General features: G+C 57.2%; 18 protein-coding genes, 2 tRNA genes and 1 pseudogene. 12 read left to right on the top strand and 9 right to left on the bottom strand.

Annotated features, from left to right (window positions below; genetic code table 11):
• The 4 genes and pseudogenes from C2I19_RS14105 to fumC form a co-directional block, all read right to left on the bottom strand.
• The coding region (locus C2I19_RS14105) for a transposase family protein (protein ID WP_199181183.1) at nt 1–254 on the bottom strand (254 nt) is incomplete at its 3' end.
• 396 nt (nt 255–650) lie between these two features.
• Complete coding sequence (locus C2I19_RS14100; protein WP_103903330.1) at nt 651–1,607, bottom strand: sensor domain-containing diguanylate cyclase; 957 nt, start codon at nt 1,605–1,607, stop codon at nt 651–653.
• Nucleotides 1,608–1,873: 266 nt separating this feature from the next.
• A pseudogene (locus C2I19_RS22985) lies at nt 1,874–2,505 on the bottom strand (transposase).
• A 191-nt stretch (nt 2,506–2,696) separates the two neighbouring features.
• Entirely contained in the window at nt 2,697–4,082 is a 1,386-nt protein-coding gene (gene fumC / locus C2I19_RS14090; RefSeq protein ID WP_103903328.1) for a class II fumarate hydratase, read from the bottom strand.
• A 97-nt stretch (nt 4,083–4,179) separates the two neighbouring features.
• On the opposite strand from fumC, the gene acnA reads away from it, so the two are divergent.
• Nucleotides 4,180–6,861, top strand: a complete 2,682-nt coding sequence (gene acnA / locus C2I19_RS14085; RefSeq protein ID WP_103903327.1) for an aconitate hydratase AcnA — start codon at nt 4,180–4,182, stop codon at nt 6,859–6,861.
• Between the two features lie 66 nt (nt 6,862–6,927).
• On the opposite strand, the gene C2I19_RS14080 is transcribed toward acnA, so the two are convergent.
• Nucleotides 6,928–7,782: a Crp/Fnr family transcriptional regulator gene (locus tag C2I19_RS14080; RefSeq protein WP_233201205.1), complete on the bottom strand. Its 855-nt coding sequence runs from the start codon at nt 7,780–7,782 to the stop codon at nt 6,928–6,930.
• A 114-nt stretch (nt 7,783–7,896) separates the two neighbouring features.
• Here C2I19_RS14080 and C2I19_RS14075 point away from each other — a divergent pair, with 114 nt between their 5' ends.
• Genes C2I19_RS14075 through C2I19_RS14065 form a run of 3 tightly spaced genes read left to right on the top strand, consistent with a single transcriptional unit; the run spans nt 7,897 to nt 11,909 of the window.
• Complete coding sequence (locus tag C2I19_RS14075; protein WP_103903325.1) at nt 7,897–8,808, top strand: slipin family protein; 912 nt, start codon at nt 7,897–7,899, stop codon at nt 8,806–8,808.
• Between the two features lie 38 nt (nt 8,809–8,846).
• Nucleotides 8,847–10,010, top strand: a complete 1,164-nt coding sequence (locus C2I19_RS14070; RefSeq protein ID WP_103903324.1) for a DesA family fatty acid desaturase — start codon at nt 8,847–8,849, stop codon at nt 10,008–10,010.
• A 30-nt stretch (nt 10,011–10,040) separates the two neighbouring features.
• Complete coding sequence (locus tag C2I19_RS14065; protein WP_233201204.1) at nt 10,041–11,909, top strand: PHA/PHB synthase family protein; 1,869 nt, start codon at nt 10,041–10,043, stop codon at nt 11,907–11,909.
• A 238-nt stretch (nt 11,910–12,147) separates the two neighbouring features.
• Here C2I19_RS14065 and phaP read toward each other — a convergent pair whose 3' ends face one another.
• Nucleotides 12,148–12,480 (bottom strand): TIGR01841 family phasin, encoded by a 333-nt coding sequence (gene phaP, locus C2I19_RS14060; RefSeq protein WP_158253712.1) that lies wholly within the window; start codon nt 12,478–12,480, stop codon nt 12,148–12,150.
• Nucleotides 12,481–13,225: 745 nt separating this feature from the next.
• On the opposite strand from phaP, the gene C2I19_RS22010 reads away from it, so the two are divergent.
• The 4 genes from C2I19_RS22010 (at nt 13,226) to C2I19_RS14045 (ending at nt 14,763) form a co-directional block, all read left to right on the top strand.
• On the top strand, nt 13,226–13,447 hold the full coding sequence (locus C2I19_RS22010; protein ID WP_158253711.1) for a hypothetical protein: 222 nt from the start codon (nt 13,226–13,228) through the stop codon (nt 13,445–13,447).
• On the top strand, nt 13,440–13,847 hold the full coding sequence (locus C2I19_RS14055; RefSeq protein ID WP_158253710.1) for a TraR/DksA family transcriptional regulator: 408 nt from the start codon (nt 13,440–13,442) through the stop codon (nt 13,845–13,847). Before C2I19_RS22010 ends, C2I19_RS14055 begins: the two co-directional genes overlap by 8 nt.
• A 140-nt stretch (nt 13,848–13,987) precedes the next feature.
• Nucleotides 13,988–14,221, top strand: a complete 234-nt coding sequence (locus C2I19_RS14050; protein WP_103903320.1) for a hypothetical protein — start codon at nt 13,988–13,990, stop codon at nt 14,219–14,221.
• A gap of 65 nt (nt 14,222–14,286) precedes the next feature.
• Entirely contained in the window at nt 14,287–14,763 is a 477-nt protein-coding gene (locus tag C2I19_RS14045) for a DUF932 domain-containing protein (protein ID WP_233201203.1), read from the top strand.
• Between the two features lie 157 nt (nt 14,764–14,920).
• On the opposite strand, the gene C2I19_RS14040 is transcribed toward C2I19_RS14045, so the two are convergent.
• From C2I19_RS14040 to C2I19_RS14030, 3 genes are all read right to left on the bottom strand, one after another.
• A tRNA-Met gene (locus C2I19_RS14040) sits at nt 14,921–14,997 on the bottom strand.
• A 35-nt stretch (nt 14,998–15,032) separates the two neighbouring features.
• A tRNA-Met gene (locus C2I19_RS14035) sits at nt 15,033–15,109 on the bottom strand.
• Between the two features lie 75 nt (nt 15,110–15,184).
• Nucleotides 15,185–16,342: a class I SAM-dependent methyltransferase gene (locus C2I19_RS14030; RefSeq protein WP_103903319.1), complete on the bottom strand. Its 1,158-nt coding sequence runs from the start codon at nt 16,340–16,342 to the stop codon at nt 15,185–15,187.
• An 81-nt stretch (nt 16,343–16,423) separates the two neighbouring features.
• Between C2I19_RS14030 and C2I19_RS14025 the strand changes: the two genes are divergently transcribed.
• The 4 genes from C2I19_RS14025 (at nt 16,424) to C2I19_RS14010 (ending at nt 20,528) form a co-directional block, all read left to right on the top strand.
• Nucleotides 16,424–17,182 (top strand): pteridine reductase, encoded by a 759-nt coding sequence (locus C2I19_RS14025; RefSeq protein WP_103903318.1) that lies wholly within the window; start codon nt 16,424–16,426, stop codon nt 17,180–17,182.
• Between the two features lie 75 nt (nt 17,183–17,257).
• Complete coding sequence (gene ttcA, locus C2I19_RS14020) at nt 17,258–18,223, top strand: tRNA 2-thiocytidine(32) synthetase TtcA (RefSeq protein ID WP_103903317.1); 966 nt, start codon at nt 17,258–17,260, stop codon at nt 18,221–18,223.
• Nucleotides 18,213–19,013, top strand: coding sequence for a polyamine aminopropyltransferase (locus C2I19_RS14015; protein ID WP_103903316.1), 801 nt, complete (start codon nt 18,213–18,215; stop codon nt 19,011–19,013). The genes ttcA and C2I19_RS14015 overlap by 11 nt, the downstream gene beginning before the upstream one ends.
• A gap of 210 nt (nt 19,014–19,223) precedes the next feature.
• A complete protein-coding gene (locus C2I19_RS14010) occupies nt 19,224–20,528 on the top strand; it encodes a nucleotide sugar dehydrogenase (RefSeq protein WP_103903336.1) in 1,305 nt (434 codons plus the stop codon).
• The last annotated feature ends 11 nt before the right edge of the window (nt 20,529–20,539 follow it).

The following is a 20,539-nucleotide window of genomic DNA, read 5'->3' as shown; positions in this document are numbered from 1 at the left end:
AAGGCGCATTCAAATTGCTTGGGGTCCATCAAGCGGAAAATGCGCAAGAAAGTGTCTTCCGACGGGATGCCATGCTTCAGGCTCAGGAAGCGCTGCAGCCAGTCCTGCTTGTAGCGCGCCCAGGCGACCATTTCCTCGAAGGTGTCGTTGTCGCACAGCATCGCGCAGATGGCGATGACGAGGATTTCGCGGAAATCGTGCAAGGTGCCATTGCTGGTCTGGCGGGGATCGTCAATGTGTTCAAGGGCTTGCATCAGGCTGACTCCAGGCGTGCTCACATTCATGCGGGCAAAGTCGGGTAGTAGACGCGATTCCAAGCGGCTTATGCAAGGCTTTGACTACTCAGCGAGTCATACATGCCGTTCGAGTGCGGAGGCCCTGATTAAGGTCCGTATCTTTGGCTGTAGCAATAACTTGAATTTCATATAGTAGAACGAAGGAATTTAACCGGGATAGCATATATGCTTAGGCTAAATTGCACTGTGATTGATATTCTATGAGCTTGTCTGTCGGTATGGCTAACATTTTTGATGATGGCAAGCCAATGGAAGTGGCGGTCTACCAGAATTTAGCTAACTGATTTATCATCAATATGATATCTATTTGTAAAAATAACATATGCCATTCTTTAAATGTCCTTATTCAATTAACTAGTCTTTTTTGAAATGATAAGCTATTTGGTTTCCTCCCGATTTTTTTGCTCGATACATTGCAGCATCGGCGAGAGCTACTAAAACGTCAGGATTGCTTGCATCCAATGGATAGATGGAGACTCCCATACTTGTTTTGGGGATGGTAATATTGCCATGAAAATTGATTGGTTGGCGTAGGGCATCTGTTATTCTTTTTAGAATCATAGGGCATTCAGACCTTTTTTTTAGTCCCGACAGCAATAAAACAAATTCATCTCCCCCCAGTCTGGCGGCAGTATCTCCTGCTCTGATCGTAATTGACAAGCGATTAGCAACCTCTTTTAAAACAATATCGCCACTATGATGGCCATGCTGGTCATTGATAATTTTAAAATCATCTAGGTCTAAGAAGCACACGGCAAGCTGTGTTTTATTTCGATCCGCTTGGGAGATGGCCTGAAGAAATCTGTCTTTGAAAAGTAGTCGATTGGGAAGGCCTGTTAGTGAGTCAATGTGAGCGTTTTGAGTGATTGCAGCTAAATCCAGTTTCTGTTGGGTTATGTCTCCCATAATTCCGACGTAATGAGTTATTTTTCGATATGAATCATAAACTGCTGAAATGCTAAGTCGTATGGCATACAAGCTGCCGTTGTGATGTCGATTCCAGACTTCCCCTTGCCATTGTCCTTGCTTGTATATTTCTTGCCACATGGTCGCAAAAAAATGTCTGCTATGAATTTCAGATGCGAAAATTTTAGGTGTATTGCCTAGAATTTCTTCATTGCTAAATCCCGTGATTTGGCAAAGCGTTTGATTGATTTCTAACACTTTTTGATTGTTGTCAGTGATGCATATCCCTTCGCTAGTGTTTGTGAAAAGAGAGTCCGCCAATCGAAGCCTGGCTTGAATTGACCATTTTTTATACGGATCACAGTCGATAGTATTTTTTCTATTGAATATGGAAGGCAGGTCCATTCATACCTCCTTGGCGGTGAGCGTAATTGAGTGTTTAAAATTTCCGCATTCAGGGCTCACTCTTCCAGTTTGATAGAGTGGTAAGGTGTTTTATGTTTTCAGTTTTAATAGTCAAGTAAAATAGGGGCGATGTTTAAAGTAGAATGGTTCAGTTGATGAATGACTCTGCTTTAACGCATTTCGATTTTTTGTGCATGGTTTCATTTCTGAGCGACCCTGTTGCATAAATCCAAAACAAGATGATTCTCCTCTTTCTTAGAGCCGATTTATGCTACCACTACCGTGCATGGATGGGCCTGCATACTGAAGCGTTTCTACTCACTTGCAGCGTTATCTCTTGGCCATCGACGCGCCGGATCATCATGCTTTTCCCTGCCGTTTGAAGCAATGCATCTTGATTTTCATCAAGTTGAGGCGATGGCAGTCGCTCCAGCGTTTCCTGATTGTCCTGTCCCATCACTTGGGGGCCCGGAGAGTCTTGTGCCGAGTACTTGCCCAGTGAAATCCCTTTCTATCGTCGCATGGGGATACGCCCCGTGGCATCACGCGCCGCAAACGCCGCATTGCGTGTCTTGCTATCTAAAGCGCTGCTGCCGCTCATGCAGGCTGGATGCAATGCGCTTACTCTTGTTATGGGGAATGCTGACTTGCAGCGTTTGCTGACGCCAAAACAGGGGGCAGTCGTTCGGGAGGCTCAAGCCCGGGCCTGTCGGCTTGAACAGACTTTGGATGAAACCGATGGTCTGTCTTAACGCCAGCCCAAACGGATTCTTGATGGTTAAACAGACCGTAATGGCCGCATCATTGTAGGTCTGCGCTTGGGTTAGCATCCTCTGTGGCCTTGTCTGCCACATCATGCTGGTATTTAGCCAGATGGACAGGTGCCACGCCGTATCAGGGCTTGCTTGTAGGCTTTCCTGGTGCTTCGGCACTGCTACGGGGCAGATGTGCTCATGCGGTCAGCCCACAAAGCCTAGGCGAGCCCGGATTTTTGCGATAAGCCCTAATAGGTTTTCCCAGGCTCGCCTAAGCAGCAGTTTAGGAGCAATTAGCGGTTTTTTGTTGAAAAAGTTATAAACTATGCATTTTTTATATCATATCCTGCGGTCTGACCCAGGCATCAAACTGTTCTCCGCTGAGATAGCCTAACTCCAGCGCAGATTGCCTCAGCGTGCCGCCGCACTGATGAGCGTGCCGGGCGATGGCGGCTGCCTTGTCATAGCCGATATGGGGATTGAGCGCGGTGGCAAGCATCAGAGACTGCTCCAACAGTTGGCCGATGCGCTCGCGCCTGGCCTGCATGCCCTGCACGCAGTGTTGGCGCAAGCTGGCCATGCCATCGGTCAGCAGGCGTACGCTTTGAAGGAAATTGTGCGCGATTAGCGGCTTGAATACATTCAGTTCGAAATTGCCTGAGGCCGCGCCGATGGAAATCGCTACATCGTTACCCATTACTTGGCAGCATAGCATGGTGATGGCTTCGCATTGAGTAGGGTTGACCTTGCCCGGCATGATGGAGCTGCCTGGCTCATTTTCCGGGAGAGCCAGTTCGCCCAAGCCACATCGTGGGCCGGAGGCGAGCCAGCGGATGTCGTTAGCTATCTTCATTAACGAGGCGGCCAAGGTTTTCAGCGCCCCATGGGCTGAAGTGAGCGCATCATGGCTGGCCAATGCGGCGAACTTGTTGACAGCGCTTACAAAGGGCAAATGAGTCTGGGTAGACAGTATGTCCGCCACCTTGGTGCCAAAGTGCGGATGGGTATTGAGGCCGGTGCCGACTGCGGTGCCGCCTATCGCCAATTGGCACAGCGCCGGCAGGCTGAGCTGAATCGCCTGTTCAGCATGTTGCAGCTGGGCGGCCCAGCCTGAGATTTCCTGGCCCAGCGTAAGCGGCGTGGCATCCTGAAGGTGGGTGCGGCCGATTTTGATGATGTCGGCGAATTCGAGCGACTTTTCCTCTAACGCCTGCCGCAGCCGAGCCAGGCTGGGCAGCAGCCTATGATTCAGCCCGATCACCGCCGCCACATGCATCGCGGTGGGAAACACATCATTGGACGACTGGCCGAGATTGACCTCGTCATTTGCGTGAACCTGCCGCGACGGGCCGCGTTTTCCGCCCAGCAATTCTGAGGCGCGATTGGCCAACACTTCGTTCAGGTTCATATTGGTCTGGGTCCCCGAGCCAGTCTGCCAAAGCGACAAGGGGAATTGCTTGCTGTGCTGATTTGCCAGCACTTCATCCGAGGCGGTGACGATTGCCTGGGCTTTGGCCTCGTTCAGTAGCCCTAGCTCCTGATTGGCGAGCGCCGCCGCGCGCTTCACCATAGCCAGCGCCAGAATCAGTTCCGGCGGCATTCGCTCGCTGGAAATCGCAAAGTGTTCAAGCGAGCGCTGGGTCTGCGCGCCCCATAGCGCGCTCTCTGCCACGTCAATCGGGCCGAAGCTATCGGTCTCCGCACGTCGTGCTTTGCTCATCTCGATTGGCTCCATCTGGTAGAACTCTATTTATGAGTCATAGTCAAAGCTGATCTCGCCTGTATCGTTGCTGTCGGCCTTCTCACCGGAGTTCCTCATGTCCCTGCGTGCCCATGACAGTTTACGCAAGTTCCCGTTGGCCTCTGGCCAGTTGGCCCAGTTTCATTCCCTGCCGGCATTGGCCGAGCTGGGCGTCGGCGATGTCAGCCGCCTGCCGGTGTCGCTGCGCATCGTGCTCGAGTCGTTGCTGCGCAATCTGGATGGACAGCGCATCACCGAGGAACATGTGCGGCAATTGGCCAACTGGCAGCCGCAGGCGGCGCGCAGCGAGGAGATTCCCTTCGTGGTGGCGCGCATTGTGCTGCAGGACTTCACCGGCGTGCCGCTGCTGTGCGATCTGGCGGCGATGCGCGGTGTGGCGCAACGCTTCGGCAAGCCGGCCAGGCTGATCGAGCCGTTGGTGCCGGTGGACTTGGTGATCGACCATTCGGTGCAAGTCGATCACTTTCGCGAGAGCGATGCGCTGGATCTGAACATGCAGTTGGAGTTCCGCCGCAATGCCGAACGATACCGCTTCATCAAATGGGGGATGCAGGCGTTCAAAACCTTCCGGGTCGTACCGCCGGGCATCGGCATTGTCCATCAGGTGAATCTGGAATATCTGGCGCGCGGCGTGTTGCGCAAAAATGATGTCTATTACCCGGATACGCTGGTGGGCACCGATTCGCATACCACCATGATCAACGCGCTGGGCGTAGTCGGCTGGGGCGTGGGCGGCATCGAGGCCGAGGCTGGCATGCTGGGGCAGCCAGTCTATTTGCTGACGCCGGATGTGGTGGGGGTCCATCTGACCGGCAGGCTGCGCGAGGGCGTGACCGCCACAGATCTGGTGCTGGCGGTGACGGAGAGGCTGCGCCAGGCCCAGGTTGTGGGCAAGTTCGTCGAATTCTTCGGTGCGGGCGCAGCCAGCCTGACGCTGCCGGACCGCGCCACGCTGGCCAATATGGCGCCGGAATACGGCGCCACCATGGGTTTCTTTCCGCCGGACGAACAGGCGGCGGCCTATCTCTCCGCCACCGGACGCAGCGAAGAGGAGGTCGATGCCTTCCGCCGCTATTTTCAAGCGCAGAGCCTATTCGGCATGCCGCAGGCCGGCGCGATCGACTATAGCCAGACGCTGGAATTAGACCTGGCCGGCATTGTGCCCAGCGTGGCCGGGCCGAAACGGCCGCAAGACCGCATCGCGCTGCCGGCGCTGAAGTCCCGTTTCCATGAGCTGCTGGCGCAGCCGGCGTCCAGCGGCGGTTACGGCAAGGCCGGCGCCGCGCCGGCGGCTGATGGCGCGCTGGGACATGGGGCGGTGCTGATCGCCGCCATCACCTCCTGCACCAACACCTCCAACCCCGGCGTGATGTTGGCGGCCGGCCTTCTGGCGCAAAAGGCCGCCGCGCGCGGCCTGAGGGTGGCCCCGCGCATCAAGACCTCGCTGGCGCCGGGCTCGCGGGTGGTCACCGATTATCTGGACAAGGCCGGCCTGCTGCCGTCCTTGCAGCAGCTGGGTTTCCGGGTGGTGGCTTACGGCTGCACCACCTGCATCGGCAACTCCGGGCCGCTGGAGCCGACGCTGGAGGCGGAAATCGCCGCCAAGGACCTGATCTGCGCCGCCGTGTTGTCCGGCAACCGCAATTTCGAGGCGCGCATCCATCCGGCGATCAAGGCCAATTTCCTGATGAGCCCGCCGCTGGTGGTGGCGTTCGCGCTGGCCGGTCGGGTGGACATCGACCTGGACAGCGAGCCCTTGGGCGTGGACAGCGTCGGCCGGCCGGTGTGGCTGCGCGAAATCTGGCCCAGCGGCCAGGAAGTGGCCGCCGCGCAGGCGCAGGCCACCGATCCGGCCACCTATCGCCGCCTGTACCAGGACTTTGTCGACAGCAATCCGCTGTGGAGCGGCATCGCCGCGCCGACCGGGCTGGTGTATGGCTGGGAGGCGTCCAGCTATATCGCCGAGCCGCCATTCTTTCAGGATTTTGCCCTGCAGCCGGCGGCGGTGCCGCAGGTGCAGGGCGCGCGGGCGCTAGCCATCTTCGGCGACTCGGTCACCACTGATCACATCAGCCCGGCCGGTTCGATCAAGGCAAGCTCCCCGGCCGGGCAATACCTGCAACAAGGGGGCATTGCGCCGTTGGAGTTCAACAGCTACGGCTCGCGCCGCGGCCACCACGAAGTGATGATGCGCGGCACCTTCGCCAATGTGCGCATCCGCAATCTGATGCTGCCGCCGGATGCCGACGGCAAGCCGGTGGAGGGCGGGTTGACGCTGAGCCAGCCGGATGGCGCGCAGCGCTTCCTCTACGATGCGGCGATGGAGTACCAGCGGACTGGCACGCCAACACTGATCTTCGCTGGCGAGGAATACGGCACCGGCTCCAGCCGCGATTGGGCAGCCAAAGGCACTCGATTACTGGGAGTGAAAGCGGTCATCGCCCGCAGCTTCGAGCGCATCCACCGCTCCAATCTGGTGGGCATGGGCGTGTTGCCGTTGCAATTCACCGGTTCCGACAGCGCCGCAGGCCTGAGGGGGGATGAGCTATTCGACCTGAGCGGTCTGGAGCGCGGCATCCTGCCCCGGCAAGAAGTGACGCTGACAGTGCGGAATGCCGATGGGCGGATCCGGCAACTGCCGTTGCTGCTGCGCATCGACACTCCGGTGGAGGTAGAGTATTACCGCCATGGCGGCATTCTGCCCTATGTGTTGCGACAACTGCTGGCGGCATCGTGAGTGTACCTGTCTTGTCGGGCAGCGCGCCGCTGGTTGCGCGATGCCGCCCAGTCAACGCCATCAGGCTTACCGAGATAGCGGCGCGTTCAACAAGCGTTGATACTCTTTTCTCACGACGTCGTAGCATTCGCAAGTGCGCTTTTCCAGTCCGTCTCGATCCACAATGGTGATATGGCCGCGCGCATAGTGGATCAGTCCAGCCTTCTGCAACTTAAGCGCGGCCTCAGTGACGCCCTCGCGACGCACGCCCAGCATATTGGCGATCAGCTCCTGCGTCATGACCAACTCATTGCCTTGCAGCCGATCCAGGCTCAGCAATAGCCAGCGGCACAGTTGTTGATCCAGCGAGTGATGTCGATTGCATACGGCGGTTTGTCCCATCTGGGTGATTAATGCCTGGGTGTAGCGCAGCAGCAGATGCATCATCGAGCCCGCGCGTTTGAATTCATCCTTTAAAATTTCGGCCCTCAGTCGGTAGCCCTGGCCGGCGCTTTGCACCACCGCGCGGCTCGGCGTCGTTTCGCCGCCCATGAACAAGGCAATGCCGACAACCCCCTCAAGGCCGACCACGGCGATTTCCGCAGAGGCGCCATCCTCCATCACGTAGAGCAGCGAGACGATGGCAGTGCTCGGAAAGTAGATATGGCTTAGCGTGCAGCCTGGTTCATACAGCACCTTGCCCAATGGCATTTCCACCGGCTCCAGCTGCGGGGCCAATCTTTGCCATTCGAGTTCGGGCAGTTTTGCGAGCAAGCCATTCCGCCTGGGGTCATCATTGCTGCCCATGTCTTCTCCAGTCTTCAAGCCATTATGAAAGAAAACCGCATTGCTGAAAGCGAGCCGCAGGCGCGACGGGCGAGCCGTCATCTCCCTGTCTATTGCGTTCTGCGCCCCAGAGCAGCGATGTGTTTGAAATGACACAAGGCCTCAATTTTCATCCCTATGTATGACAGCGTACAGATGGGGCATGGCAAAAGCGCCGATGCTGAAGCATCGTCAGCACCTGCGTTCAAACCTCAGGCAAGGAGTGCCGCCATGAACTCCATCACTTCGTTTATTGTCGCTGTTTTCTTTTTGTCCGGCGCGCTGGCTTATGCCGTAGGCTATCTGCCGCTGGCCATTTTACTGTGGCTGTGCGCCGTGATTGTTGCGCAATCCTTGCGTATGGCCAACACCTGGCAAAAATGCGTGGTGCTGCGCGCCGGCAAGTTGCGCGGCGTGAATGGTCCGGGCCTGTTTTTGATCATCCCGGTGGTGGACCGCGTGGTAGCCACCATTGATGAAAGAATCCAGACCACCGCCTTCAATGCCGAGCAGGCGCTGACCCGCGACACCGTGCCGGTGAATGTGGACGCGATCATCTTCTGGCATGTGCATGACGCGAAAAAAGCGGCCTTGGCCATCACTGACTATAGCCAAGCGATTGATCGAGTCGCGCAGACTTCGCTACGCGAAATGATAGGTTCCTCGATGTTGGCGGTACTGCTCAGCGACCGTCAAAACATGGTACAGGATCTGTGCGGCAAGATCGCAGAGAAAACCGCGGAATGGGGCATTACCGTGCGCTCGGTGGAAATCCGCGATGTCGCCATTCCGGAGGCACTGCAGGACGCCATGTCTCGCCAGGCGCAGGCCGAGCGCGAAAAACAGGCCCGGATTATTCTGGGTTCCGCCGAAGCGGAAATAGCCAGTAAGTTTGTCGAAGCGGCGAATATCTACGCGGAACATCCGGCAGCGCTGCAATTGCGAGCGATGAACATTATCTATGAAACCACCAAGGAGCGCGGCACGACGATTCTGATCCCCAGCGCGATGGTGGATAGTTTGAATCCGCTGGCCGCTACGTTGAAAAAGCCTGCATCCGGCCGAAGCGTCGCGCCGACCCCGGCAGTCAATCATGCGGGAGCTGCGGAAGCCGACTTGCGCGCCGCAAGCGGCGCCGGATAAGCGGCAAGCGGCGGTTCGCTACTTGCCAAGGAGGTTGCATGCAACTGAGCCTACTTGATCTGCCCTGGTGGGGGCTTGTCCTGGCGACGCTGGGGCTCACCCACGTCACCATTGCCGCGGTCACCATCTTTCTTCACCGGCATCAGGCGCACCAGGCCTTGCAGCTGCATCCGCTGGCTAGCCATTTTTTTCGGTTCTGGCTGTGGCTGACCACTGGCATGGTGACTCGTGAATGGGTCGCCATTCACCGCAAGCATCATGCAGTGACCGATACCCAGGGCGACCCGCACAGTCCGCAATGTTTCGGGCTCACGACGGTTTTGCTGCAGGGCAGCGAGCTGTATCGCCGCGCGGCCGGTGACCAAGTGATGCTGGAGCATTATGGCGGCAACACCCCGGATGATTGGCTGGAGCGACGGCTTTACACCACCCACTCCGCGCTGGGGGTGGGCTTGATGCTGCTGATTGACCTACTGTTGTTCGGCCCTGTCGGATTGAGTGTTTGGGCGGTACAGATGCTGTGGATTCCTGTTTTTGCAGCGGGCGTTATAAACGGCATCGGCCATTACTGGGGCTATCGCTTGTTTGCGACCAACGACTCCTCGCGCAACATCGTGCCGTGGGGTGTGCTGATTGGGGGCGAGGAGCTGCATAACAATCACCACGCTTATGTTACCTCTCCCAAACTGTCTGCCCGGTGGTGGGAATTCGATATCGGTTGGGCGTACATCCGCTTGCTCGCCTGTTTGCGTTTGGCCATGGTGCGCCAGCCATTGCCCCCCTTGCGCCAGAATCCGCTCAAACTGCATTGCGATGAAAAGACCATGAATGCAGTCATTGCCCATCGTTATCTGGTATTGGAGCGGTTCGATCACGCCCTGCACCGGACTGCGTCTGTGGAGCTGCGTCGGCTGGAAGGGCTGTATCTGGCTGCGGGGCTGGAAACGACTCGTCGCTGGTTGCGTCATGCCGCTCGGGAACCGCTGCCGGATGGCGAGCTTTTAGAACGGGTGCTGCCGCTCAGCATGGCGCTGAATACCATTTACACGATGAGGCGCGAGCTTGCCTCGCTGTGGGAACGTTCCGCCTGTTCCACCGCGCTGTTGTCCAGCCAATTGGAGGACTGGTGCCGGCGGGCTGAAAGCAGCGGTATTGACGGCTTGCCGGAGTTTTCGCGGCAATTAAGGCAGTACGATTGCTAGAGCGCGCGCTTCAATGTGCCAGGAGGCAAGGTGGACGATAGTCTTCATGTACCAGCGTGGGATTCGCCTCCCGTGCGATGGCCGGCGCGAGCCGTTGACGCCTGGCTGCAGCCCTGGACCATTTTATCCCCTTGGGGGGGCAGCCAGCCTGATATGGAAAAGCCACCTTCGGTCCCGATGCAGGACCTAGAGTGGTCCTGCGCTTTCGATCAGATGTTGCATGCCCAGATGTCGCGCGCCACTTTGGGGCTGTCACCCGCCAGTCTGGCCTTGGCCTTTTACGACTGGGCCACGCATTTCGCCATCTCACCCGGAAAGTGGGCGCATTTGGCGCATAGCGGAACCAGCAAATGGGCCAAGCTGACGCATTACCTGCCGCGCGCCTGCGTCGGCTCGGCTTGCGCTCCCTGCGTTGTGCCCCTTGAACAGGACAAACGCTTCCGCGACGAAGCCTGGCAGCGCTGGCCATTTAATCTGTATTCGCAGGCTTTTCTATTGCAGCAACAGTGGTGGCTCAATGCCACGACCAGCATCAGAGGCGTGTCCGCCCATCATGAGCAGATGGTGTCCTTTATGGCGCGTCAACTGCTGGACATGATGTCTCCGGTGAATTTTCTGGCCACCAATCCACTGGCGCAGGAGAGCACCTTGCGAGAAAGTGGGCAAAATCTGTTGCGCGGTTGGCGCAATCTGCAGGAAGACTGGGAGCGTATATCGACAGGGCGGCCGCCTTGGGGAGCTGAGCAGTTCATTCCAGGCGAAACGGTTGCCACCACGCCAGGCAAGGTTGTCTTTCGCAACCATCTGATGGAATTGATCCAATACTCTCCAATGACGCCACTGGTGAAGGCTCAGCCGGTGCTATTCATTCCCGCCTGGATCATGAAATATTACATTCTGGACCTGTCGCCGCACAATTCGTTGGTGCGCTACTTGGTCGAGCATGGTTATACCGTGTTCATGATCTCTTGGCGCAATCCGGGGGCGGACGACCGCAATTTGGGAATGGACGATTATTTGCGCCTAGGAGTGTTGGATGCGCTGAATATCATCGGCCAAATCCTGCCGGGATGTCGGGTCAATGCGCTCGGTTACTGCCTGGGCGGCACTTTGCTCGCCATCACGGCGGCTTACTTGGCTAGGGAAAACAATTCCGTCATCCAATCTATTACCTTGCTCGCGGCGCAAATCGACTTCACCGAAGCCGGAGAATTGATGCTGTTTATTGATGAAAGCCAAATTTCATATTTGGAAGACATCATGTGGGGTCATGGTTATCTGGACGCCAAGCAGATGGCTGGCGCATTTCAGTTGCTGCGCTCCAACGATCTGATCTGGTCGCAATTGGTGCAGGAATATCTGTTGGGACAACGCGCGTCGATGACCGACTTAATGGCTTGGAATGCCGACAGTACTCGTATGCCGTATCGGATGCACAGCGAATACCTACGGCGCTTGTTTCTCGATAACGATTTGTTTGAGGGACGTTATCAGGTGGATGGCCGTCCCGTAGTCTTGCACGATATCCGGACGCCAGTATTTGTGGTGGCTACCGAGATAGACCACGTTGCTCCTTGGCGATCCGTCTATAAGATCCAGCTGGCATTGGATGTGGATAGTCATTTTCTATTGACAAGTGGTGGGCATAATGCGGGGATTATCAGCGAGCCGGGACATCCTGGCCGATATTTCCGCTTATCAGTCGGAGGTCGAAAAGATCGATATACGGATCCGGACACCTGGTTGGAAACAACGCGGTCGCAACATGGGTCTTGGTGGCCGGTATGGGAAAAATGGCTGGCACATCAGTCTGGCGAGCCAGTTGTGCCGCCCGCGATGGGATGTGCATCATACCCTGCGCTAGAGACAGCTCCCGGCCTTTATGTGATGGAGCGTTAATTCGCTTATTGCTTCTTTGCTCGCTGTTAATCCGGCAGCAACTTTCCGTACAGCACCTGCCTTGTAAATCAAGGGGTCAGGGAATGTTTCTGTACGGAATTGAGCTGCCGGAGTAATAGCTTGAGAGTGGGATGAGCGCCTGCTCCTGCTGAGTGGGCATGCAATGTGTTTGAGGTGGTTGTAGTTTTTTTGGTGAGTTGGCAAAGGAGCCTGCAGGGGCAGGCTCTGGGCGCTATTCTCAATCATGCATCATTGGGCTGGATGCTTTGCCGAGCAATTTTGACATTTCGTTTTGCGATTCAGAGAAAATATCATATACATCTTTAGAGTGGGAAAATACCTTATTCACCGCATCGCTAGAAAGCTCCCCAATTTTAGAAAATGAATCATGTGAATTGGGCGATGATGAGAATTCATTTATCACTGCGGCATGATAGTCAATCACTTCCTTTGACATTTTTACCTGCAGCTTAGCCAAGCGCTCAGTAGCATTTAATGAGGCTTGGAAGAGCTTCAAGATTGTATTTGTCGCATTATCAGACGAACTGTTGCTTTCTAAGATTTTAGACATGATAGTCTCCGAGATGGTTAAGTCACTCCCCCGATTATGCCATTGAGGCATTCATGAAAATTATCTAGATAATTGCAATATAAATTGGTTGAGATTTCAGTTAATTACATTAATGACTGTGTTGTACATGTATTTAATTTATTGGAGTGCTTCTTGATGCCATGGAGTTAAGTGTAAGTGCCATTTTATAGTTTTGCGGGGGATGGTTATCTATAGTAGCTCAAAAATCATTATGCAATAAGTAGTATTGTCAGGTTTGGATTTGCTGCGATGCAGTGTTTTCTCTATTTTTGGTAGCCGGTGCTGTGAAAATGATACATTATATTGACTAAGTAGAAATAGCTCTGTGCGTTAACGCACTGAGCTTGCCCAAAAAATAATTTAACCTACTACAGTAAACTGTTTGAGCAAGTCCCAAAACCTACCAGGCAAGATCTGGAAGGATATGATTTTCGACTTGGCGGATTTTTTGAGAGCGACTTGATCAGACCATTCCTAATGGTGTGACCTATGGTCTCAGTTTTATGTAAAAAAATGGTTAATGCAGCAGTTTTTATTCAATTTTTGTAAGTGTGATGGCTGCTTTGGGTATTGGATTGCGCGATGGAAGTTATTTGTCATTTTGGTCGTGAGAAAATTTTGGGGGATTTTCATTGCCTTTTATGGTGAGAGTGGCGGTGGTCGGTCTCCATTGTGCTATCCATCCGCAAACTTGTACGCCTGCTGAAAAGATAAGGAGTCTTTCATGTCAAGATATCACATTGAAATAGAACGTAACTCCGCTGGCGATTTTGTAGGCTGGTCAGTACACAATGCAAGGGGTCTTCTACCTTTTCATATTTACCCCCTTTATGAAATGGCGGAGTACAAGGCTACGCTCTTGGCTCAGGAGAATAACTGGTCTGAAGAGTCTGCTCCCGTGTATGCGCCGATTGTTGAAGCTTTATTGCGGAATAAGCATGAATGAGAGAAATACTATGTCGAATTTACAGTTATCTGGCCCCAGGGTTAAGTCTAGTAATGGGCTGTCTCGACAACAAATAGTGGTCTTGAAGACGGTGCTTTTGCGGTATCGAGAAATATCACTCCAAGCGCTACAAGAAACCCAAGATCATCTACAGGCGTTCCTCGAAATTTCTGACTCGGAGGAGCGATCCCTGCAGAGAGAGGAATACCGAGTTGACTTAACAGTTCAAGAACATGAAAAGCTACAGTTGCAACGCATAGAACAGGCACTTCAGCGTATTCGTAACGGCAGCTATGGCTACTGTGCGTTTAGCGGCGAGCCTATAGGAATGGCACGATTGATGGTTCAGCCTACTGCGACATTATCTAAAGATGCACAAGAGACTGTAGAAGAGAGTTGACCTGCCAGGGCCTCGGCACTCTAATGTCATAACGGCGCAAGCCCAAGAAACTGGGCTCGCACATCATCATCTGTAGAAGTTCAGACTTGATCTGACAGCCAGGCCTTGCTGAAAGGTGGGGTCATGCGACCGATCAGCCCATGCATCGTCAGGCTCCCGTCAGCAACGAACTGCGCCGGCGTAGCGTGTTTGTTTCGCCATCTGGTGTCCACTCTGTTGTACTACGTCACGATCTGGCGTCGTTCAAGCAGCGGCTGCATGCCTTGGAACGGGTGATCGCCGAGTGGTTCATTACTTTGACCAACGAGCAGATTGCAGTGCTGGGGGAGCAAATCAACTTTTCAAAAATGTTCACCCACATATCACCTCCCTGAGCTACCACCCGCATCCGTTCATCGCCCCGGCCACGCGCCGGGGGTTCTATTTCTGGGAGAGTGAAATGGCGCATCTAGTGGAAACCATGGCCTACGTTGGCGCCACTCCGTGGCATGGGCTGGGCAATCGTTTGTCTGAGGGGCTGCCGGTAAACATCTGGCAACGCGAGGCGGGGGTGAATTGGACCATCGAGCAGAGCGACGTGCTGTTCAATGTGGCACCGGGCGGCATGCATATCCGGCCACATGCCGACGCTAAGGTGCTGTACCGCTCGGATACTTTCGCGCCCTTGTCGGTGGTGTTCAACCGTCACAAGGTGGTGCAGCCGCATGAGGTGCTGAGCTTCTACAACGACCTGGTGCATGCCGGTGGTTTCGAGCTGGACCGCGGGTGTATTGAAGGGCGGACAGTAAGCTGTGGGCGCTGGCGCGCACTGGCCAGGAGACCCAAGTCCGCAGCGGCGATCCGGTCAAAGCCTATCTGTCGCGATGTAGGCGCGTGTAGGCATCGTTGCTTAAAACATCCGGCGGACGGTCTTTGAGGGCTGAATGATTTGTTTTTTGCAGAATTGCCCAGAGCGAGACGTGAGCATGTACGGAGATGGATTTATGCGGGCTGTAAATGCCTACATAGTACCTACATGAGCTTGAAATGCATCAAGGGGTTACAAGAAAAATCTTGTAACCCCTTGATGTTATTGGTGGCGAATCAGGGACTCGAACCCCGGACCTGCGGATTATGATTCCGTCGCTCTAACCGACTGAGCTAATTCGCCGCGAGAACCCGCTTGCGCGTCTTCTCATCAAACTGTGGTGGCGAATCAGGGACTCGAACCCCGGACCTGCGGATTATGATTCCGTCGCTCTAACCGACTGAGCTAATTCGCCACATTTCGATGCTGCCGCACCGAGACGCGAAATATACGCAGCAAGGGGCGGGCTGTCAAGCCCTGATTCGAAAAATCACAGGGTGTAGCAGCGGTCGCCGCGAGCAAAGCCCAGCCAGTCTATCGACACGCCCTTGCCGAAGCCTATCACCTTGAAGGTTTCGCCCATTTCCTGCGGCGACAGCAGCCGCTGCGCGGCCTTGGCCACCGGCAGATAGGTTTTGACGTCGTTCGGATCCAGACGCTGCAGCCGCTCGGTCAGGCCGCAGTTGAGCAGGAATTGCGCCTGGTTGGCGTAGCCTATCAGGTCCAGCCCGGCGTCTATGCCGCTCTGGGCGACGGCGCTGAAGTCCACGTGGCAGGTCAGGTCCATCAGGCCGGGCAGGTAGAACGGGTCCTGCACCGTGTGATGGCGGTAGTGCCCCAGCAAGGTGCCCATGCTGCGCTCGGGGTGGTAGTACTCGGATGCGGCGTGGCCGTAGTCGATCAGCAATATCGCGCCACGCGTCAGCGCGCCGGCTAGGGTGGCGATGAAGCCGCGATTGGTTAGGCTGATTTCGGTTTCGTAGCGCGGAATGTCCGGCACCAGCTGCGCGGCCAGTTCGGCCAGCGCGGCGTCGGCGAAGTCGCGGTCTTCGTAAGCGAGCGCGCCGTCGCGAACCGTCACGCCGCGTTGGCGCAGCTGGCGGTTTCCGTCGCGGAACACCATCTCGCAGGGCATGGCGTCCAGCAGCTCATTGCCGATGACGACGCCGTCTATGGCGTCCGGCAGGCTGCTGGCCCATTCCACCCGGTCGGCCAGATGCGGCAGCGCGGCGCGGATATTGTCGCGCTGGCGGTCTATCAGGTCTGGCGATAGGTCCAGGATCACGTATTTGGCCGGCAGCTGGTTCAAGGCTTCCAGCTCGCGCAGCAGATCGATGGCCAGCTTGCCGGTGCCGGCGCCGAACTCGTAGACCGCGCCGGCCGTCTGCGGCAGCAGTTCGGCCAGCTGGCGCGCCAGGCACTGGCCGAACAGCGGCGTCAGTTCCGGCGCTGTGATGAAGTCGCCGGCCTCGCCCAGCTTGCGGCTGCCGGCGGCATAATAGCCCATGCTGGGCGCGTAGAGCGCCAATTCCATATAATGCGAAAACGGTATCCAGCCGCCGGCGTCGGCGATGGCCTGGCTGATGCGGCCGCACAGGGCCTGGCTGACGGCCAGCGCTTCGGGGCTGGCGGCGGGTAGGGTGGTCATGGTGTTCGTCCTGCTACAATGTGGCGCGATTGTGGTGCAAAGCGCCGCGCCCGTGAAGAGGCAATTCTAAACGAGGAAGCAATGCTGACAGAGCAAGAACAAGACGAACGCGTGGTTCTGATTACTGGAGGCGCGCGCCGGGTGGGCGCCGGCATCGCGCGCTTGCTGCATGGCCGAGGCTTGAAGCTGGTGCTGCATTATCGCGGCTCGCGCGCCGAGGCCGAGGCGCTGGCGGCGGAACTGAATGGCAGCCGGCCGGGCAGCGTGGCGCTGGTTCAGGCCGATTTGTTGGACACGGCCGCCCTGCCGAATTTGGCCGAGCGCGCGCTGGAGGCGTTCGGCCGTGTCGACGGCCTGGTCAACAACGCCTCCAGTTTCTTCCCGACCGAGGTGGGGCAGATAGACGAGGCGGCCTGGCATGATCTGATGGGCAGCAACCTGAAAGCGCCGCTGTTCCTGAGCCAGGCGCTGGCGCCGGAGCTGACGCGGCGCGGCGGCGCCATCGTCGGCATCGCCGACATCCATGTGGACCGGCCGATGGCGCGCCACGTGGTGTACAACCTGGCCAAGGCCGGCCACGCGCAGCTGATTCGCAGCCTGGCCATCGAACTGGCGCCGGCGGTGCGCGTCAACGGCGTGGCGCCGGGCGTCAATCTGTGGCCGGACGGCGCGGAATCATTCGGCCCCGAGGTTCGCGCCAGGATAGAGGCCAGCATTCCGCTGCAGCGCACCGGCGTGCCGGAAGACATCGCGCGCGCGGTGGCTTTCCTGCTGCTGGATGCGACGTATGTCACCGGGCAGATACTGGCGGTGGACGGCGGCCGCGGCATCGTGTTGTGACGGTTTTCCGCCGCCATGGATTTTGGCGGCGGGAACCGGTAAAATCGCCTGTTTTTCAATTTCTTAGCCGTACCCATGTCCGAACTGAACGCCGCGCTCGACGACAAGGCCAAGAAGGCCGCGTTTGAAGGCAATAAACTAGCCAAGCGCCTGCGCCACCACGTCGGTGACGCCATCAATGATTTCAATATGATCGAAGAAGGCGACCGCGTGATGGTCTGCCTGTCCGGCGGCAAGGACAGCTACACCTTGCTGGACATTCTGCTGGGCCTGCAGAAATCCGCGCCAATCGACTTCTCCATCGTCGCGGTCAATCTGGACCAGAAGCAGCCGGGTTTTCCCGAGCATGTGCTGCCGGAATACCTGCAGTCCATAGGCGTGGAATACCGCATTGTCGAGGAGGATACCTACTCCATCGTCAAGAAACTGGTGCCGGAAGGCAAGACCACCTGCAGCCTGTGCTCGCGCCTGCGCCGCGGCATTCTGTATCGCGTGGCCGATGAGCTGGGCGCCACCAAGATCGCGCTGGGCCATCATCGAGACGACATCCTGCATACGCTGTTCCTGAACATGTTCTACGGCGGCAAGATGAAGGCGATGCCGCCCAAGCTGGTGTCGGACGATGGCCGCCACATGGTGATCCGCCCGCTGGCCTACTGCCGCGAGAAGGACATCATCCGCTACGCCGATTGGAAAGAATTTCCGATCATCCCGTGCAATCTGTGCGGCTCGCAGCCCAATCTGCAACGCCAGGTGGTGAAGGAAATGGTCAACGACTGGGACAAGCGCTTCCCCGGCCGCGTCGAGAGCATGTTCCGCGCGCTGCAGAATGTGGTCCCGTCGCATCTGGCCGACACCGGCTTGTATGACTTCGCGTCCTTGAAAACTGGTGACGCGCCGTTCGAAGACGGCGATACCGCCTTTGATAAGGAAGAATTCCGCGATCCGGCGCCGGATGCGGATGACGTGGCTGCGGCGCCGAAGAAGCGCACCATCAGCATTCTGGATTCGCGCCCCAAGGAGACCGACTGTGGCGCGTAGGGCTTTGCACCCGTTCCGTCGCCGCGTGCGCGCGGCGGTTGAGGAAATGCCGGAAGTGGAAATCTCGGAAGAGGGCAATATCCGCTCGCTGCATCTGGGCTCGGAAACCATCCAGAGCTCGATGGACCTGGACGATCCGCCGGATTTGGTACTCAGCTACAGCCGCGCCATGATGGGCTTTCTGCTGTGGAACGACGACCCTAAGCATATCTTGCAGATAGGCTTGGGCGGCGGCTCCTTCGCCCGCTTCATCGATGAATACCTGCCGGACGCGGTCAGCGTGGCGGTTGACATCAATCCGCAAGTGATCGCGGTGGCGCGCGCTTTCTTCCAGTTGCCGGAAGAGGGCGATTTCTTCGAGATCGTCGAGGCTGACGGCGCCGACTACGTGAAGATCTTCCGCGGCTCCACCGACGCCATCCTGGTGGACGGCTTTGACGGCCTGCAGATCGTGGACGCGCTGACGACGGAAGACTTCTTCGAGGATTGCAAGCGCGCGCTGAGCCCCAAGGGCGTGTTCGTCACCAATTGGTGGAGCGGCGACAAGCGCTACCATGCCTTCATCGAGCGCTTATTGAACGTTTTCGAGGGGCGAGTGATCGAACTGCCTGCCGCCACCCACGGCAACGTCGCCGTGATGGCCTTCCGCCAGAGCCCGACGCTGACGCAGTGGGAGGCGCTGAAGAAACGCGCCGACGAGCTGGAGGGGCGCTTCGGGCTGGAGTTCGGCGAGTTCGTCAATCGGCTCAAGCAAACCAATCAGCAGACCGCCGGCCACCTGCTGGTCTGAGCCAGGGCAAATCCACCGCGAAAAGCTCGCGGCGGTTACGTTTGCTTACCCCAAGAACGCTTGCGGGCGGCGTATAATGCCGAGTCGCACTCGCTTTGCACGCCGGTTTCCGGCCAGCTTGGGGCCGGACCATACGCAGTACCGAATGACAGGGCGGCAGACGGGCGTCTGCCGCTCAAGCTTTTACATCCTGTTGGGACATTCATCGTGATCAAGCAGCAATTGCTCAATCGTATCGCGGACAAATCCGCTGTGATCGGCATCGTGGGGCTGGGCTATGTCGGCCTGCCGCTGATGCTGCGTTTCGCCGAAGTCGGCTACAAGGTGCTGGGCTTCGACATCGACCAGAGCAAGGTCGACGCTCTGATGGCCGGTAAAAGCTACATCGAGCATATTTCCGCCGAAAGCATCGCCACCGCCCGCGAGCGCGGTTTCGAAGCCACCACCGATTTCTCGCGCGCGCCGGAAGCCGACACGCTGATCCTGTGCGTGCCGACGCCGCTGAACAAATACCGCGAGCCGGACCTCAGCTTCGTGCTGGACACCATGGACAGCCTGGTGCCGTATCTGCGCGAAGGCCATCTGGTATCGCTGGAGTCCACCACCTACCCGGGCACCACGGACGAAGAACTGCTGCCGCGCATGGCGTCGCGCGGCTTCAAGGTGGGCGAGAACGCCTTCCTGGTGTTCTCGCCGGAACGCGAAGACCCCGGCAACCCGAACTTCACCACCCGCACCATTCCCAAGGTATGCGGCGGCTATAGCGAAGCCTGCCAGGAAATCGGCGTGGCCCTGTATAGCGCGGTGATCGACAAGGTGGTGCCGGTGTCGTCAACCCGCGCCGCGGAAATGACCAAGCTGTTGGAGAACATCCACCGCGCGGTCAATATCGGCCTGGTCAACGAGATGAAGATCGTCGCCGACAAAATGGGCATCGACATTCACGAAGTGATCCGCGCCGCGGCCACCAAGCCCTTCGGCTTCGTGCCTTACTATCCGGGCCCGGGCTTGGGCGGCCACTGCATCCCGATCGACCCGTTCTACCTGACCTGGAAGGCGCGCGAGTACGGCGTCAACACCCGCTTCATCGAACTGGCCGGCGAAGTGAACAGCAATATGCCGGACTGGGTGGTGGCCAAGGTGGCCGCCGCGCTGAATACGCGCAAGAAGGCTATCAACGGCAGCCGCGTGCTGGTGCTGGGCATCGCCTACAAGAAGAACGTGGACGATATGCGCGAAAGCCCGTCGGTATTCCTGATGGAGAAACTGCGCGACCTGGGCGCGGAAGTGTCCTACAGCGACCCGCACGTGCCGGTGTTCCCGAAAATGCGCGAGCATCACTTCGAGCTTTCAAGCGTTGCCTTGACCACCGAGTCCATCGCCGGCTATGACTGCGTGCTGTTGGCCACCGACCACGACAAGTTCGACTACGAACTGATCAAGGCCCAGGCCAAACTGATCGTCGACAGCCGCGGCAAGTATCTGCAGCCGGCTGACCACATCGTCAAAGCGTAAATCTTTGCCGC

Source organism: Chromobacterium alticapitis (assembly GCF_002924365.1).
In the GTDB taxonomy this organism is placed as follows: Bacteria; Pseudomonadota; Gammaproteobacteria; order Burkholderiales; family Chromobacteriaceae; genus Chromobacterium; species Chromobacterium alticapitis.
Note: the sequence above shows the minus strand (reverse complement) of the source record. Positions and strands in the feature narration are given on the sequence as shown.

Coding starts and splice junctions, on each gene's coding strand:
- C2I19_RS14075 (WP_103903325.1), top strand. CDS start 7,897: ATGAACTCCATCACTTCGTTTATTGTCGCTGTTTTCTTTTTGTCCGGC.
- C2I19_RS14025 (WP_103903318.1), top strand. CDS start 16,424: ATGCTGACAGAGCAAGAACAAGACGAACGCGTGGTTCTGATTACTGGA.
- C2I19_RS14100 (WP_103903330.1), bottom strand. CDS start 1,607: ATGGACCTGCCTTCCATATTCAATAGAAAAAATACTATCGACTGTGAT.
- C2I19_RS22010 (WP_158253711.1), top strand. CDS start 13,226: ATGTCAAGATATCACATTGAAATAGAACGTAACTCCGCTGGCGATTTT.
- C2I19_RS14055 (WP_158253710.1), top strand. CDS start 13,440: ATGAATGAGAGAAATACTATGTCGAATTTACAGTTATCTGGCCCCAGG.
- C2I19_RS14045 (WP_233201203.1), top strand. CDS start 14,287: ATGGCGCATCTAGTGGAAACCATGGCCTACGTTGGCGCCACTCCGTGG.
- ttcA (WP_103903317.1), top strand. CDS start 17,258: ATGTCCGAACTGAACGCCGCGCTCGACGACAAGGCCAAGAAGGCCGCG.
- C2I19_RS14050 (WP_103903320.1), top strand. CDS start 13,988: ATGCATCGTCAGGCTCCCGTCAGCAACGAACTGCGCCGGCGTAGCGTG.
- C2I19_RS14030 (WP_103903319.1), bottom strand. CDS start 16,342: ATGACCACCCTACCCGCCGCCAGCCCCGAAGCGCTGGCCGTCAGCCAG.
- acnA (WP_103903327.1), top strand. CDS start 4,180: ATGTCCCTGCGTGCCCATGACAGTTTACGCAAGTTCCCGTTGGCCTCT.
- phaP (WP_158253712.1), bottom strand. CDS start 12,480: ATGTCTAAAATCTTAGAAAGCAACAGTTCGTCTGATAATGCGACAAAT.
- C2I19_RS14070 (WP_103903324.1), top strand. CDS start 8,847: ATGCAACTGAGCCTACTTGATCTGCCCTGGTGGGGGCTTGTCCTGGCG.
- fumC (WP_103903328.1), bottom strand. CDS start 4,082: ATGAGCAAAGCACGACGTGCGGAGACCGATAGCTTCGGCCCGATTGAC.